Here is a 14,069-nt window from a genome sequence, read left to right as displayed (position 1 = left end):
CCACCTCCCTAGGAGGTGGTTTAGGGATGACAATAAAAAATCCACGCGAGAGCGTGGATTTTATGACTGGTCTCAGAGCACAGAAAGGCTTAAACGTTGAACAGGAAGTTCATCACATCGCCATCTTTTACGATGTAGTCTTTACCTTCAGCGCGCATTTTCCCGGCTTCTTTGGCACCCTGTTCGCCTTTGTAGGTAATAAAGTCTTCATAGGCGATGGTCTGCGCGCGGATAAAGCCCTTTTCGAAATCGGTGTGGATTTTACCTGCGGCCTGCGGAGCCGTTGCGCCGACCGGGATAGTCCACGCGCGAACTTCCTTCACGCCTGCGGTGAAGTAGGTCTGCAGGTTCAGCAGTTCGTAACCGGCGCGGATAACGCGGTTCAGGCCAGGCTCTTCAAGACCCAGTTCGGCCATAAACTCATCGCGGTCGGCATCGTCCAGCTCGGCGATATCGGACTCAACGGCGGCGCAAACGGCGACGACCACCGAACCTTCGGCAGCGGCGATTTCGCGGACTTTATCGAGATAAGGGTTGTTCTCAAAGCCGTCTTCGTTGACGTTGGCGATATACATGGTCGGCTTCAGGGTCAGGAAGCTCAGGTATTTAATCGCCGCTTTGTCTTCGTCGGTCAGGGTTTTTAACGAACGCAGCATACCGGCATTCTCAAGGTGCGGCAGGCATTTTTCCAGCGCCGCCAGCTCGGCTTTCGCGTCTTTATCGCCGCCTTTGGCTTTCTTCTGCACGCGATGGATGGCGCGTTCGCAGGTATCCAGGTCGGAGAGCGCCAGTTCGGTATTGATCACTTCAATATCGTCAGCCGGGTCCACTTTATTGTTAACGTGGATAATGTTGTCGTTTTCGAAACAGCGCACCACGTGACCGATAGCTTCGGTTTCGCGGATGTTGGTCAGAAACTGGTTGCCCAGGCCTTCGCCTTTGGAGGCACCTTTGACCAGGCCCGCGATATCAACGAATTCCATCGTGGTCGGCAGAATACGCTGCGGTTTAACGATTTCAGCCAGTTTGTCCAGACGCGGATCGGGCATCGGCACGACACCGGTGTTCGGCTCAATGGTACAGAAGGGGAAGTTGGCCGCTTCAATACCCGCTTTGGTGAGCGCATTGAACAGGGTGGATTTGCCGACGTTGGGCAAACCGACGATACCGCATTTGAATCCCATGATTTAAATCACCTTAATCTTTGGATAATCAACCTGTTACAGTGAACAGATTGTAGAAAAGTAAATAACTTCGCCTATTATACACGGTGCGTGACAAAAATTCCGCACGCCGACCGGTTATTGCGCTTTAAAAGCGTGTAAACGGTTGGTCGCTTTGGTCAGGCCATCCTTCATCCACACTTCGGTGCAGCGTACCGCTTCGTCAACGGCCTCATCAATCAGCTTCTGCTCGCTGGCGGGCGGCTTGCCCAGCACAAAACCGACAACTTTATTTTTATCGCCCGGATGGCCGATTCCCACGCGTAAGCGGTGAAAGTTCGGGTTATTGCCCAGCTTGCTAATGATGTCTTTCAGGCCATTATGGCCGCCGTGACCGCCGCCCAGCTTGAACTTAGCGACGCCAGGCGGTAAGTCGAGCTCATCGTGGGCGACCAGGATTTCATCCGGGTTAATGCGAAAAAAGGTCGCCATCGCGCCGACGGCTTTACCGCTCAGGTTCATAAAGGTCGTTGGGACCAGCAGGCGAACATCCTCGCCCGCAAGGTTAATCCGCGAGGTATAGCCGAAGAATTTGCTCTCTTCGCGCAGCGGCGCGCGGTAGCGTTCTGCCAATAAATCCACGTACCAGGCGCCGGCGTTATGTCGGGTCGCTGCGTATTCAGCGCCGGGGTTCGCCAGGCCGACAATCAGTTTTATGCTCACTTTTTTATCCTGCTTGGATCGTTCTCTGGCGCGTAGTGTACTGTCTGCGCGCGCGGTTGACAAAATTCTGCCAGCGAAGCGCGGCCGGAACGGATAATCACGGCTTTGAACAATTAGAATTTGATGTTGTTCAGTAGGTTATTTGTAAACTTTTGTTGGCAAGATGTTCGCTTATGTGATCGTCCACGCAATCGCTATATTGGCTATTGTCTATACTACACCTATAAGATTTGGGGATATTCCCATGCAACCCAAGGTTCCGGAGGTGACATATGAAACGCAGAAACGCTTCGTTACTCGGTAATGTGCTGATGGGGTTGGGGTTGGTCGTCATGGTTGTCGGCGTTGGTTATTCCATTTTAAACCAGCTTCCGCAGCTTGACCTGCCGCAGTTTTTCGCACACGGCGCGATATTAAGTATTTTTGTCGGCGCGGTACTGTGGCTGGCGGGCGCGCGTATCGGCGGTCATGAACAGGTCAGCGACAGATACTGGTGGGTTCGCCACTACGATAAACGCTGCCGCCGCGATCAGCATCGCCACAGCTGAGTGAATTCTTTACCACCAGCCGTTGTCAACGGCTGGTGCGTTTTCATGCAGCCTGGTCAGGCTGTCTTTCTGCTGTCGTCTCAATTCCTTATTTCTCTCATTGTGCTTCTTCGGCATAGTCTGCTTAATACCCTCCCCGTATTTAGCGCTTGACCCTGACGTCACGTCAGGCAGCAGAGTCGTGCCACTGGTATACGAAAGGAGCAGCCATGTTAATTCAGGTGGGAGAACTGGCGAAGCGCGCCGGAATGACCGTCCGCACGTTACATCACTATGAACAAACGGGATTGCTGACGCCTTCGGCCAGAAGCGCGGCGGGTTACCGGTTATATAATCTGGCGGCCGTTCAGCGGCTGCATATGATTAAAGCGCTGGCGCAGGCCGGGCTGGAACTCGCCACAATTAAGGACTATCTCGACCGGGACGCCTTCTCGCTGTCCGATCTGCTGGTCAAGCAGATCGCCACCCTCGACCGACAGCTGCAAACTCTCTCAACGCTGCGCCAGCGCCTGGCGCTGCTGCGCGAAGAGCTGGACAGCGGAGGCGAGCCCGATCTCGAGTCCTGGGTACAAACGCTGGAGCTGATGAAAATGTACGATCGCTGGTTTAGTCAACAGGAATTACAGGTGCTGCCGTTCGCGGAGCAGGATGAGCAGCGTAATCAGACATGGCTGGAGTTGGTGGGGGAAGCGCAGCAGCTCATGGGCGAACGCTGCCCGGCAGATGAGCCGCGGGCGATTGCGCTGGCAACCCGCTGGATGGAGCAGCTGGAGCAGGATACCGCCGGCAGGCCGGAGTTTCTGACTCGCCTGAATGAGATGCACGCCGCCGAACCGCAGATGCGTGAACAAACTGGGGTGACGCCGGAGATGATTGATTTCATTACCCGTGCTTTTGCCGAAAGCAAGCTGGCCATCTGGGCGCGCTATCTGACCGCCGAAGAGCTGGCCTTTACCCGGCAGCACTATTTCGATCGCCTGATGGAGTGGCCGGCGCTGGTGGCCGACCTGCATCGGGCCTGTCGTGAGAAGCGAGACCCGGCCTCCCCGGAAGGTCAGCAGCTGGCGCAGCGCTGGCTGGCGCTGTTCCAGTCTTACGCGGGTAAAGATGCGCAGACGCAGCAGAAGTTTCGCTATGCCATGGAGCAGGAGCCGCATTTGATGAAAGGAACGTGGATGACTTCCGAGGTGCTCAGCTGGCTTCAGCAGGCGATTGGCGTGATGATGCGGCAGGCGCAGGGGCCTGCCGCCGAATAATTAAATATCCGCCAGCGCGGCGTTGCGGTCCGGGTAGAAGCTCAGACGACCCGGAATGGGTTTAACGCCGGCGCGCGCCAGCGTGCGCAGCGGCTGAAACTCCAGATTCGACACGCGCAGTTCACAGCCTTCCGGCAGCTTATTCACGAAGCGCTGGAAGGCATCCAGCCCGCCGGCATCCAGCACCGGCACCGCATCCCATTTCAGCACCACGATACGCTTACCTTCCACTCTGGTTTCGAGGTCGGTAAATAGCCCTTCCGCAGCGGCGAAAAATAGCGGGCCAATCACGCGCAGCACCAGAACGTCGTCAGGAACTTCGACGTTCACCGGCGCGAGGCGGGTCATACGCGCGATCCGGCGCATAAACAGCAGGGAGGCCAGCACAATACCGACGCTGATCGCGATGACCATATCAAACAGTACGGTCAGCGACATGCACATCAGCATGACGATAATGTCGTCTTTTGGCGCATAGCGCAGCAGGTTAACAACCTTGTGCGCTTCGCTCATATTCCATGCCACCATCAGCAGCAGTGCCGCCATAGCGGAAAGCGGCAGCCAGGAGAGCAGGGGAGCGAGGATCAGCAGCGCCATAATGACCAGCAGCGCGTGGATCACGGCGGAAATCGGCGAAGTCGCCCCGGCGCGGACGTTGGCCGCCGAGCGGGCGATGGCGGCGGTGGCGGTAATGCCGCCGAAGAACGGAGCGACGATATTGCCCAGCCCCTGGCCAATGAGCTCGCTATTGGCCTTATGTTTGGTGCCGGTCATGCCGTCCAGCACTACGGCGCACAGCAGGGACTCAATCGCCCCGAGCATGGCCATGGAAAACGCCGCCGGCAGCAGCGCCCGCAGCGAGGACCAGCTAAGCGTGAACTCCGAACCGGGCATATCCCACGGCAGCACCAGCTGCGGCAGCAGCTGCGGAATACCGTTGCCCTGACTGCCGTCGGCGAGAATATAGTGGAACTGAGAGCCGATGGTGGCGACGCTGCCGCCGAGCAGATTAACCACGCCCATGACCGCGCAGCCTGCCAGCAGCGCCGGCAGGTGGCCCGGCAGACGAATACCCAGGCGAGGCCAGATAATCAGCGTGCCCAGCGTGACAATACCGATGGCGGCATCGCCGGGATTAATCGTCGGCAGCGCCATAACCAGCGCGCCGACTTTCTGCAGATAATGTTCAGGCACGTGCGCCATCTGCAGACCGAGAAAATCTTTAATCTGCATGGTACCAATGGTGATACCGATCCCGGAGGTGAAGCCGAGGGTAACCGATAGCGGGATATATTCAATCAGCCGGCCAAAGCGTGCCAGGCCGAAAAGAATCAGGAAGATCCCAGACATCAAAGTTGCAACCAGCAGTCCCGCAAGGCCGAACTGCTGCGAGACCGGGTAGAGAATGACCACAAAAGCGGCGGTTGGCCCGGAAACACTGAAGCGCGAGCCGCCGGTTAACGCAATCACGATCCCCGCCACAGCAGAAGTGTAGAGACCATACTGCGGCGCCACGCCGCTGCCAATTGCCAGCGCCATCGCCAGCGGGATAGCGATAATCCCGACGGTAATCCCGGCGATCACATCACGGGTAAACCGCGAAGCGGTATATTTTTCTTTCCAACAAGCGTCGATGAGGGCGCGGAAAGGCATCACATGTGAGGAAAATAATCTGTTCACAATAATGTTTCATCCATGAGCGCATCATCTGTCAACTAAATGGCAGGTGAAGGAGGCATTGGTCATATCCACGTCATCCTTCGGATGCCTCTCTGCTGGCTGCGTTCATTTACCTCGATCACGTACTGCCGGTACGCTCCCGGGATTCATTCACTTGCCGCCTTGACGCATGCCGAATGATATTGTGGAAGAATAAAAGGTTCAGAGACAAAAAAACCCGCCGCAGCGGGTTTTTGTGCCGGGCTCGATTAATGTTCGAACATAGCAGAGATAGATTCTTCGTTGCTGATACGACGAATCGCTTCGGCCAGCATACCAGACAGTGTCAGAGTACGTACCTTTTCCAGCGCTTTGATTTCCGGCGTCAGCGGAATGGTATCGCAGACGACGAATTCGTCAATCACAGAGTTTTTGATGTTCTGGATGGCGTTGCCGGAGAAGATCGGGTGCGTTGCGTAGGCGAATACGCGTTTAGCACCGCGCTCTTTCAGCGCTTCTGCGGCCTTACACAGGGTGCCGCCGGTATCGATCATATCGTCAACCATCACGCAGTCACGACCAGCGACGTCACCGATGATGTGCATCACCTGAGAAACGTTAGCGCGTGGACGGCGTTTGTCGATGATAGCCATATCGGTATCGTTCAGCAGCTTGGCGATAGCGCGAGCGCGAACCACGCCGCCGATGTCCGGAGAAACCACGATAGGGTTATCCAGGTTCAGCTGCAGCATATCTTCCAGCAGGATCGGGCTGCCGAATACGTTATCCACCGGAACGTCAAAGAAGCCCTGAATTTGTTCTGCGTGCAGGTCAACGGTCAGAACGCGGTCAACGCCGACGCTTGACAGGAAATCAGCAACCACTTTCGCGGTGATAGGAACACGAGCAGAACGAACACGACGGTCCTGGCGAGCATAACCGAAGTAGGGGATAACAGCGGTGATACGACCTGCCGAAGCACGACGCAGAGCATCAACCATAACAACCAGTTCCATCAGGTTGTCGTTGGTGGGAGCACAAGTGGACTGGATGATGAAAATATCACCACCGCGTACGTTTTCATTGATTTGTACGCTGACTTCGCCGTCGCTAAAACGACCTACAGCGGCGTCGCCAAGAGAAGTGTACAGGCGGTTGGCAATACGTTGTGCTAGTTCCGGGGTGGCGTTACCAGCAAAAAGCTTCATATCAGGCACGAGAAGAACCTCAGGCATGCGTCCAGTGGTGGATGAAATGGGCCAAAAACTGTGCGGGTGGGCACGATTTCATCCAGGCGGTGTATTTAAAGAGCCCGATGCAACGTCTGGAACAGGGTGACGTTGTCACCGTAACTCAGTTTCCCCGGCGTTTTCGCCAGATTTGCTATAATAAGCAGAACTTAGCGCAGCGCCTGCTTGAGCGGAGAGATGTTAACACCTCGCGCCACGAAGCCATGCAGCCATGCCGGGGCTTTTTCAAGCACCTGACGAGCGGCGGATTCAGTGTCAAATTCAGCAAATACACATGCACCGGTGCCAGTCAGGCGCGACGGCGCATATTCTAACAGCCAGGAAAGCGCCGCATCAACCTCACGAAAACGTTTTCTTGCGATAACCTCGCAATCATTGCCGAATTTACATTTTAATAACGTATTAATTGACCTGGCCGGGGTATTGCGCGGAAGTTCCGGATCGCGAAAAATGATCGGCGTTGGAATGCTGACCCCCGGATGCGCCACCAGATACCATTTTTCCTCCGGTTCGGCCGGGGTGAGAATTTCCCCGATGCCTTCAGCAAAGGCCGCATGGCCGCGAACGAACACCGGCACGTCGGCGCCGAGCTGCAGACCCAACGCCGCCAGCTCATCTTCCGGAAGATTACAGCCCCACAAGTGATTCAGCGCCACCAGTACGGTGGCCGCGTTGGACGAGCCGCCGCCGAGGCCGCCGCCCATAGGCAGCACCTTATCAATGCTGATATCGGCGCCGCTGCCTGCAGGAAGCTTCCCGTCCTGCGCTGCGGCCTGCATTAACAGCCTGGCCGCGCGAATAATCAGATTCTCTTCATCCGGTACGCCGTCAACCGGCGTTAGCAGACGCAGTTGGCCATCGTCGCGCGGTTCAATCGTCAGCGTGTCGCCATAATCCAGAAACTGAAAAAGCGTCTGCAGCGTGTGGTAACCGTCGGCGCGCTGCCCGGTAATGTATAAAAACAGATTCAGTTTTGCGGGAGAGGGCCAGCGGGTCATCATTTCACAATCCAGTTATCCATTTTCAGCTTGATGCGCTGACTGCCGTCGTTAAGTTCCATATTGGCTGGTAGCGAAGGTTTGGTGTCTGAGGTGTAGCCGCCCCAGGTGACGTGCCAGGTTTTGCCGTTTTGCGTGTAGTTCAGTTCGCGCAGGCGATACTGGTCATCAAGCGAGTAGTCGGTGGCCTCGCCCGGCAGGCCAATGATCCACTGCCGGAGGCTATTGAGCGGAATCGGCATGCCGGTCAGGCGGCCAATCATCTCTTCGGCGTCGGTCGCCGTGTAAGTCTGGCCTTTATTGTCAATCAGCTGCACGTTGCCCGGCTGGGCGGTTAACGACAGTTCGGTGCTGCCGAGCGGGTTAGTCAGCAGCAGGCGGTAGCGGTCCTGGCCCGTCTGCTGCCAGAAGAAGCGGGCATAGACTTTTTGCTCATCAGAAAGATAAGCAAAAGCGCCGCGCGTCTGGAACTGATTAAGATTGCGGACATCTTGCTGGTGCTGACGCCACTGTGGAGAATCCGGGCTTTTACCCGGCCCTTTCGGAGCATTAATCGCACAGGCGGTCAGAACGAGGCTTGCCAGCGGCAACAGGCGGAACAGTCGATTCATAATGATGACAAATCCTTGATGTCTACAGTGAAATGCGGCGGATGAGAGAAACAGGTGGCCGATTTGTGTAGCGGGTTACAATTATAACCATTAATGCTAGCGTTGCCGGGCGGTAGCGTCTACGTTCAAGTTGTCTGAAATCAAAAAATTACCGTTAATGGCTATTACAGATTAGCTATTACTCCAAAAGGGGAGCCTCTCTTTTATTGATTACGCGCATCCTGTATGATGCCTGCAGACTAACCTTAGCAACGCTGGTACTACTCCCTCACAATGACCCTTTTAGCTCTTGGCATTAACCACAAAACAGCTCCTGTAGCGCTGCGAGAACGCGTAACGTTTTCGCCGGATACGCTCGATCAGGCGCTGGAGAGCTTGCTGGCCCAGCCAATGGTGCAGGGCGGAGTGGTGCTGTCGACCTGTAACCGCACGGAACTTTATCTCAGCGTCGAAGAGCAGGATAACCTCCAGGAAGCTCTGATTCGCTGGCTGTGCGACTACCACGGTTTAAATGAAGAGGACCTGCGTAAAAGCCTCTACTGGCATCAGGACAACGAGGCGGTCAGTCACCTGATGCGCGTCGCCAGCGGTCTTGATTCGCTGGTGTTGGGCGAGCCGCAGATCCTCGGGCAGGTGAAAAAAGCCTTTGCGGATTCCAGCCGTGGGCACCTGAACGTCAGTGAACTGGAGCGCATGTTCCAGAAGTCGTTCTCAGTGGCCAAACGGGTGCGCACCGAAACCGATATCGGCGCCAGCGCGGTCTCCGTGGCGTTCGCTGCCTGTACTCTGGCGCGGCAAATCTTCGAATCACTCTCCAGCGTGACCGTGCTGCTGGTCGGCGCCGGTGAGACTATCGAACTGGTGGCTCGCCATCTGCGCGAACATAAAGTCCGCAAGATGGTGATTGCCAACCGCACCCGCGAGCGCGCTCAGGCGCTGGCCGATGAAGTCGGCGCGGAGGTGATCGCGCTGAGCGATATCGACGAGCGGCTGAAAGAGGCCGATATCATCATCAGTTCTACCGCCAGCCCGCTGCCGATTATCGGCAAGGGGATGGTGGAGCGCGCGCTGAAGGCGCGCCGCAATCAGCCGATGCTGCTGGTGGATATCGCCGTTCCGCGCGATGTCGAACCGGAGGTTGGCAAGCTGGCGAACGCCTATCTTTACAGCGTGGACGATCTGCAAAACATCATTCAGCACAATCTGGCGCAGCGTAAAGCCGCGGCGGTGCAGGCGGAAACCATTGTTGAGCAGGAAGCCAGCGAGTTTATGGCCTGGCTACGCGCCCAGAGCGCCAGCGAGACCATCCGCGAATATCGTTCCCAGGCCGAGCAGGTCCGCGAGGAGCTGACGGCGAAAGCGCTGGCAGCGCTCAATCAGGGCGGCGATGCGCAGGAAATCATGCAGGATCTGGCGCGCAAGCTCACTAACCGCCTGATCCACTCGCCAACCAAATCTCTTCAGCAGGCCGCCCGTGACGGGGATGATGAACGCCTGCATATTCTGCGCAACAGCCTCGGGCTGGAATAGCGCACCTTTATCTCTTTTTTAGGACAGGGTGAATTTACGCCTATGAAGCCTTCTATTGTTGCCAAACTGGAAGCCCTCTATGAACGCCATGAGGAAGTTCAGGCGCTCCTCGGCGATGCCGCAACCATCGCCGATCAGGATAAATTTCGCGCGTTGTCGCGCGAATACGCGCAGCTGAGCGACGTCGCGCGCTGCTATACCGACTGGCGTCAGCTGCAGGATGATATTGAAGCCGCGCAGATGATGCTCGACGATCCGGAGATGCGCGAAATGGCGCAGGAAGAGCTGCGCGAAGCGAAAGAAAAGGGTGAGCAGATGGAGCAGCAGCTGCAGGTTCTGCTGTTGCCAAAAGATCCGGACGACGAGCGTAACGCGTTTGTTGAAGTTCGCGCCGGCACCGGCGGTGATGAAGCGGCGCTGTTCGCGGGCGATCTGTTCCGTATGTATAGCCGTTACGCGGAATCACGCCGCTGGCGCGTGGAAATCATGAGCGCCAACGAAGGCGAGCACGGCGGCTTCAAAGAGGTGATTGCCAAAATCAGCGGCGACGGCGTCTATGGGCGACTGAAGTTCGAATCCGGCGGCCATCGCGTTCAGCGCGTCCCGGCCACCGAATCCCAGGGGCGTATCCACACCTCCGCCTGCACCGTGGCGGTGATGCCGGAGCTCCCGGAAGCCGAAATGCCGGATATCAACCCGAGCGACCTGCGCATCGATACCTTCCGCTCCTCCGGCGCGGGCGGTCAGCACGTTAACACCACCGACTCGGCAATTCGTATTACCCACCTGCCGACCGGCATTGTCGTCGAATGCCAGGACGAACGTTCCCAGCATAAAAACAAAGCCAAAGCGCTATCGGTGCTTGGCGCGCGTATCCGCGCCGCGGAAGTCTCCAGACGCCAGCAGGCGGAAGCCTCCGAGCGCCGTAACCTGCTGGGCAGCGGCGATCGTAGCGATCGTAACCGTACCTATAACTATCCGCAGGGCCGCGTGACCGATCACCGCATCAACCTGACGCTTTACCGTCTGGATGAAGCAATGGAAGGCAAGCTGGATATGCTGATTGAGCCGATCGTTCAGGAGTATCAAGCCGATCAGCTGGCAGCCCTTTCCGAGCAGGAATGATGACTTTTCAGCAGTGGCTGACGCAGGCCATCGCTCGTCTGAGCCAAAGTGAAAGCCCGCGCCGGGATGCCGAAATCCTGCTGGGTCACGTGACCGGCAAAGCGCGGACCTATATTCTCGCCTTTGGCGAAACGGCGCTGACGGCGGAGCAGGCCGTCGAGCTGGAAACGCTGCTGAGCCGTCGCGCACGGGGCGAGCCGGTGGCTCACCTGGTGGGCCAGCGCGAATTCTGGTCGCTGCCGCTGTTCGTTTCTCCGGCCACGCTGATCCCGCGTCCGGATACCGAATGCCTTGTTGAGCAGACGCTGATGCGGTTACCCGGCAAGCCGTGCCGCATTCTCGATCTCGGTACCGGCACCGGCGCTATCGCTCTGGCGCTGGCCAGCGAACGCCCCGATTGCCACGTCACCGCCGTTGACTTTATGCCCGATGCGGTTGCGCTGGCGGCGCGTAACGTTGAGCACCTCGCCATCAAGAACGTTACCGTGCTGCAAAGCCACTGGTATAGCGCGCTCGGCGCACAGCCGTTCGACATCATCGTCAGTAATCCACCCTATATTGATGAAACCGACCCGCATCTTGCGCAGGGCGATGTGCGCTTTGAGCCAAAAACGGCGCTGGTCGCCGCCGATGGCGGCCTCGCCGATCTGGCTTACATCATTCGCGAAGGCCGCCGCTTCCTGACTCCCGGCGGTTTGATGCTGCTGGAACACGGCTGGAAGCAGGGGGAAGCGGTGTGCGCAATCTTTCGCGAGGCGGGTTATGGCAATATTGCTACCTGCCGCGACTACGGCGACAACGAGCGTCTGACGCTCGGGCAATATCAGGGAGGCGTATGAATCTGTTTAACGCTGTCCTGTATCTGCATATCGCCTGCGTGGTGGTCTCGGTCAGCCTGTTTGTCCTGCGCTACTGGTGGCACTGGAGCGGCAATCGCCGGCTCGACCAGCGCTGGGTTCGCATCGCGCCGCACTGCAGCGATACGCTGCTGTTTCTCAGCGGCGCCGGATTAATGGCAATAACGCACTATCTGCCGTTTACCGAAGAGGGTACATGGCTGACTGAGAAGCTGTTTGGCGTTATCATTTATATCGCATTGGGATTTATCGCGCTGGGCCGTCGTCGTCCGCGCAGTCAGCAGAGCCGGTTTGTCGCCTTTCTGCTGGCCCTGGTGGTGTTGTTTATCATTATTCAACTCGCCATCACAAGAACACCGTTACTGGGGTAAGGCATGAGGTCGTTAGCTGATTTCGAATTTAATAAAGCGCCGTTATGTGACGGCATGGTCCTCATTTCTGAATTAATCCGCGACGATTTTCCGACGCACTATGTGCAGGATGAGCTGGAGCGGCTGCTGGCCCTGGCGCGTGAGGAGATTGCCTCCTCGTGGGACCAGGAGCGCCAGATAGAGCGTTTGCTGGAGCTTTTCTACAATGACTGGGGCTTTAGCGATTCGCGCGGCGTTTACCGTCTGTCCGACGTGCTATGGCTTGATAAAGTCTTGAATAATCGCCAGGGTAGCGCGGTGTCGTTAGGCGCGATCCTGCTGTGGATTGCTCAGCGTCTGGCGCTACCGGTGGTGCCGGTGATTTTCCCGACCCAGATGCTGCTTCGCGCCGACCCTGAAGAGAGCGAGGAGATGTGGCTCATTAACCCGTTTAACGGCGAAACGCTCAACGAGCATACGCTGGAAGTGTGGCTGAAGGGCAATATTAGCCCGGTTGCCGAGCTGTTTAACGAAGACCTTGATGAAGCGGATAACGCGGAGGTGATCCGCAAGCTGCTCGATACCCTTAAATCGGCGCTGATGGAAGAGCGGCAGATGGAGCTGGCGCTACGGACCAGCGAAGCGCTGCTGCAGTTCAATCCGGAAGACCCGTACGAAATTCGCGACCGGGGGCTGATATACGCCCAGCTGGATTGCGATCACGTGGCGCTGCAGGACCTTAATTACTTCGTTGAACAGTGCCCGGAGGATCCCATCAGCGAGATGATCCGCGCGCAGATCAACACTATTTCGCATAAACAAATTACATTGCATTAAAGCCAATCCCAGCAGGCGTTCCTGGCGCAGCCAGTTTGGACACGGACAGCGCGCAGAAACCGGAGCGTACACGTAGTACGTGAGGATTGACTCGCGACGCTCGCCCTCCGGGCCGCCCTGAAGGGCGTTCAAAATACTTTCGTATTTTGTCGAGCACTGCCCAGGTCCAAAATGGCAAGTAAAATAGTCCTGATTGGATAGGCTTTAGTCTGAAACCATTCCGGTTACACCCTGATAAGGCGAACTTATGAAACAAAAAGTGGTTAGCATTGGTGATATCAACGTAGCAAACGACCTGCCATTCGTGCTGTTTGGCGGCATGAACGTGCTGGAGTCCCGCGATCTTGCGATGCGTATCTGCGAACACTACGTGACCGTTACGCAGAAGCTGGGCATTCCTTACGTGTTCAAAGCCTCTTTTGATAAAGCTAACCGTTCTTCCATCCACTCCTATCGCGGGCCGGGTCTGGAAGAAGGGATGAAGATTTTCCAGGAGTTGAAACAGACTTTCGGCGTGAAAATCATCACCGACGTTCACGAAGCCAGCCAGGCGCAGCCGGTCGCTGACGTGGTGGATGTTATTCAGTTGCCAGCGTTCCTCGCCCGTCAGACCGATCTGGTTGAAGCGATGGCGAAAACCGGCGCGGTTATCAACGTGAAAAAACCGCAGTTCGTGAGTCCGGGCCAGATGGGCAATATCGTCGATAAGTTTATCGAAGGCGGCAACGACAAAGTGATCCTTTGCGATCGCGGCGCAAACTTCGGCTACGACAACCTGGTCGTCGATATGCTGGGCTTTGGGGTGATGAAAAAAGCCTCCAATAACTCACCGGTTATCTTCGACGTTACCCACGCCCTGCAGTGCCGCGACCCGTTTGGCGCGGCCTCCGGCGGCCGTCGCGCTCAGGTTGCCGAACTGGCGCGCGCCGGGATGGCGGTTGGGATCGCGGGCCTGTTTATTGAAGCGCATCCGGATCCGGAGCACGCGAAATGCGACGGTCCTTCCGCGCTGCCGCTGGATAAACTGGAGCCGTTCCTCAAACAGATGAAAGCCATCGACGATCTCGTTAAAAGCTTTGATGAGCTTGATACCAGCAAGTAATCGCCGCTGAAACGACAAAAGCCTGCCGGTTTTACAACCGGCAGGCTTTTTTGATCTCCC

14 protein-coding genes are annotated in these 14,069 nt (G+C 56.8%); 8 read left to right on the top strand and 6 right to left on the bottom strand.

Annotated features, from left to right (window positions below; genetic code table 11):
* Positions 1-89: 89 nt before the first annotated feature.
* Together ychF and pth are read right to left on the bottom strand one after the other, a co-directional pair.
* Positions 90-1,184 (bottom strand): redox-regulated ATPase YchF, encoded by a 1,095-nt coding sequence (ychF, locus tag HMPREF3178_RS03420; protein ID WP_016808843.1) that lies wholly within the window; start codon positions 1,182-1,184, stop codon positions 90-92.
* A gap of 117 nt (positions 1,185-1,301) precedes the next feature.
* The gene (gene pth / locus HMPREF3178_RS03415; protein WP_004103161.1) at positions 1,302-1,886 is read right to left on the bottom strand and encodes an aminoacyl-tRNA hydrolase; all 585 of its coding nucleotides are present in this window, start codon (positions 1,884-1,886) and stop codon (positions 1,302-1,304) included.
* A 272-nt stretch (positions 1,887-2,158) separates the two neighbouring features.
* Between pth and ychH the strand changes: the two genes are divergently transcribed.
* Positions 2,159-2,434 carry a stress-induced protein YchH gene (ychH, locus tag HMPREF3178_RS03410; protein WP_004103160.1) on the top strand — a complete coding sequence of 92 codons (276 nt, stop codon included), beginning with the start codon at positions 2,159-2,161 and terminating at the stop codon, positions 2,432-2,434.
* Between the two features lie 209 nt (positions 2,435-2,643).
* A complete protein-coding gene (locus tag HMPREF3178_RS03405) occupies positions 2,644-3,690 on the top strand; it encodes a MerR family transcriptional regulator (RefSeq protein WP_017145671.1) in 1,047 nt (348 codons plus the stop codon).
* Here HMPREF3178_RS03405 and dauA read toward each other — a convergent pair whose 3' ends face one another.
* The 4 genes from dauA to lolB all read right to left on the bottom strand — a co-directional run bounded on the left by dauA (position 3,691) and on the right by lolB (position 8,208).
* Positions 3,691-5,370: a C4-dicarboxylic acid transporter DauA gene (dauA, locus tag HMPREF3178_RS03400; RefSeq protein ID WP_029496800.1), complete on the bottom strand. Its 1,680-nt coding sequence runs from the start codon at positions 5,368-5,370 to the stop codon at positions 3,691-3,693.
* Between the two features lie 248 nt (positions 5,371-5,618).
* Positions 5,619-6,566, bottom strand: coding sequence for a ribose-phosphate diphosphokinase (gene prs / locus HMPREF3178_RS03395; protein ID WP_004103157.1), 948 nt, complete (start codon positions 6,564-6,566; stop codon positions 5,619-5,621).
* A gap of 182 nt (positions 6,567-6,748) precedes the next feature.
* The gene (gene ispE / locus HMPREF3178_RS03390) at positions 6,749-7,597 is read right to left on the bottom strand and encodes a 4-(cytidine 5'-diphospho)-2-C-methyl-D-erythritol kinase (protein ID WP_024274374.1); all 849 of its coding nucleotides are present in this window, start codon (positions 7,595-7,597) and stop codon (positions 6,749-6,751) included.
* Positions 7,597-8,208 carry a lipoprotein insertase outer membrane protein LolB gene (gene lolB, locus HMPREF3178_RS03385; protein WP_004103154.1) on the bottom strand — a complete coding sequence of 204 codons (612 nt, stop codon included), beginning with the start codon at positions 8,206-8,208 and terminating at the stop codon, positions 7,597-7,599. The genes ispE and lolB overlap by 1 nt, the downstream gene beginning before the upstream one ends.
* 273 nt (positions 8,209-8,481) lie before the next feature.
* Here lolB and hemA point away from each other — a divergent pair, with 273 nt between their 5' ends.
* The 6 genes from hemA to kdsA all read left to right on the top strand — a co-directional run bounded on the left by hemA (position 8,482) and on the right by kdsA (position 14,009).
* Entirely contained in the window at positions 8,482-9,738 is a 1,257-nt protein-coding gene (gene hemA, locus HMPREF3178_RS03380; RefSeq protein ID WP_004103152.1) for a glutamyl-tRNA reductase, read from the top strand.
* 42 nt (positions 9,739-9,780) lie between these two features.
* Entirely contained in the window at positions 9,781-10,863 is a 1,083-nt protein-coding gene (prfA, locus tag HMPREF3178_RS03375; protein ID WP_004103150.1) for a peptide chain release factor 1, read from the top strand.
* Entirely contained in the window at positions 10,863-11,702 is an 840-nt protein-coding gene (prmC, locus tag HMPREF3178_RS03370; RefSeq protein ID WP_017145673.1) for a peptide chain release factor N(5)-glutamine methyltransferase, read from the top strand. The genes prfA and prmC overlap by 1 nt, the downstream gene beginning before the upstream one ends.
* A complete protein-coding gene (sirB2, locus tag HMPREF3178_RS03365; RefSeq protein WP_004103148.1) occupies positions 11,699-12,091 on the top strand; it encodes an invasion regulator SirB2 in 393 nt (130 codons plus the stop codon). The genes prmC and sirB2 overlap by 4 nt, the downstream gene beginning before the upstream one ends.
* 3 nt (positions 12,092-12,094) lie before the next feature.
* Positions 12,095-12,907, top strand: coding sequence for an invasion regulator SirB1 (gene sirB1 / locus HMPREF3178_RS03360; RefSeq protein ID WP_004103147.1), 813 nt, complete (start codon positions 12,095-12,097; stop codon positions 12,905-12,907).
* A gap of 247 nt (positions 12,908-13,154) precedes the next feature.
* Complete coding sequence (kdsA, locus tag HMPREF3178_RS03355) at positions 13,155-14,009, top strand: 3-deoxy-8-phosphooctulonate synthase (RefSeq protein ID WP_004103146.1); 855 nt, start codon at positions 13,155-13,157, stop codon at positions 14,007-14,009.
* Positions 14,010-14,069 lie beyond the last annotated feature (60 nt).

The sequence above is a fragment of the Klebsiella sp. HMSC09D12 genome (assembly GCF_001808475.1).
GTDB classification, from domain to species: Bacteria; Pseudomonadota; Gammaproteobacteria; order Enterobacterales; family Enterobacteriaceae; genus Klebsiella; species Klebsiella oxytoca.
Note: the sequence above shows the minus strand (reverse complement) of the source record. Positions and strands in the feature narration are given on the sequence as shown.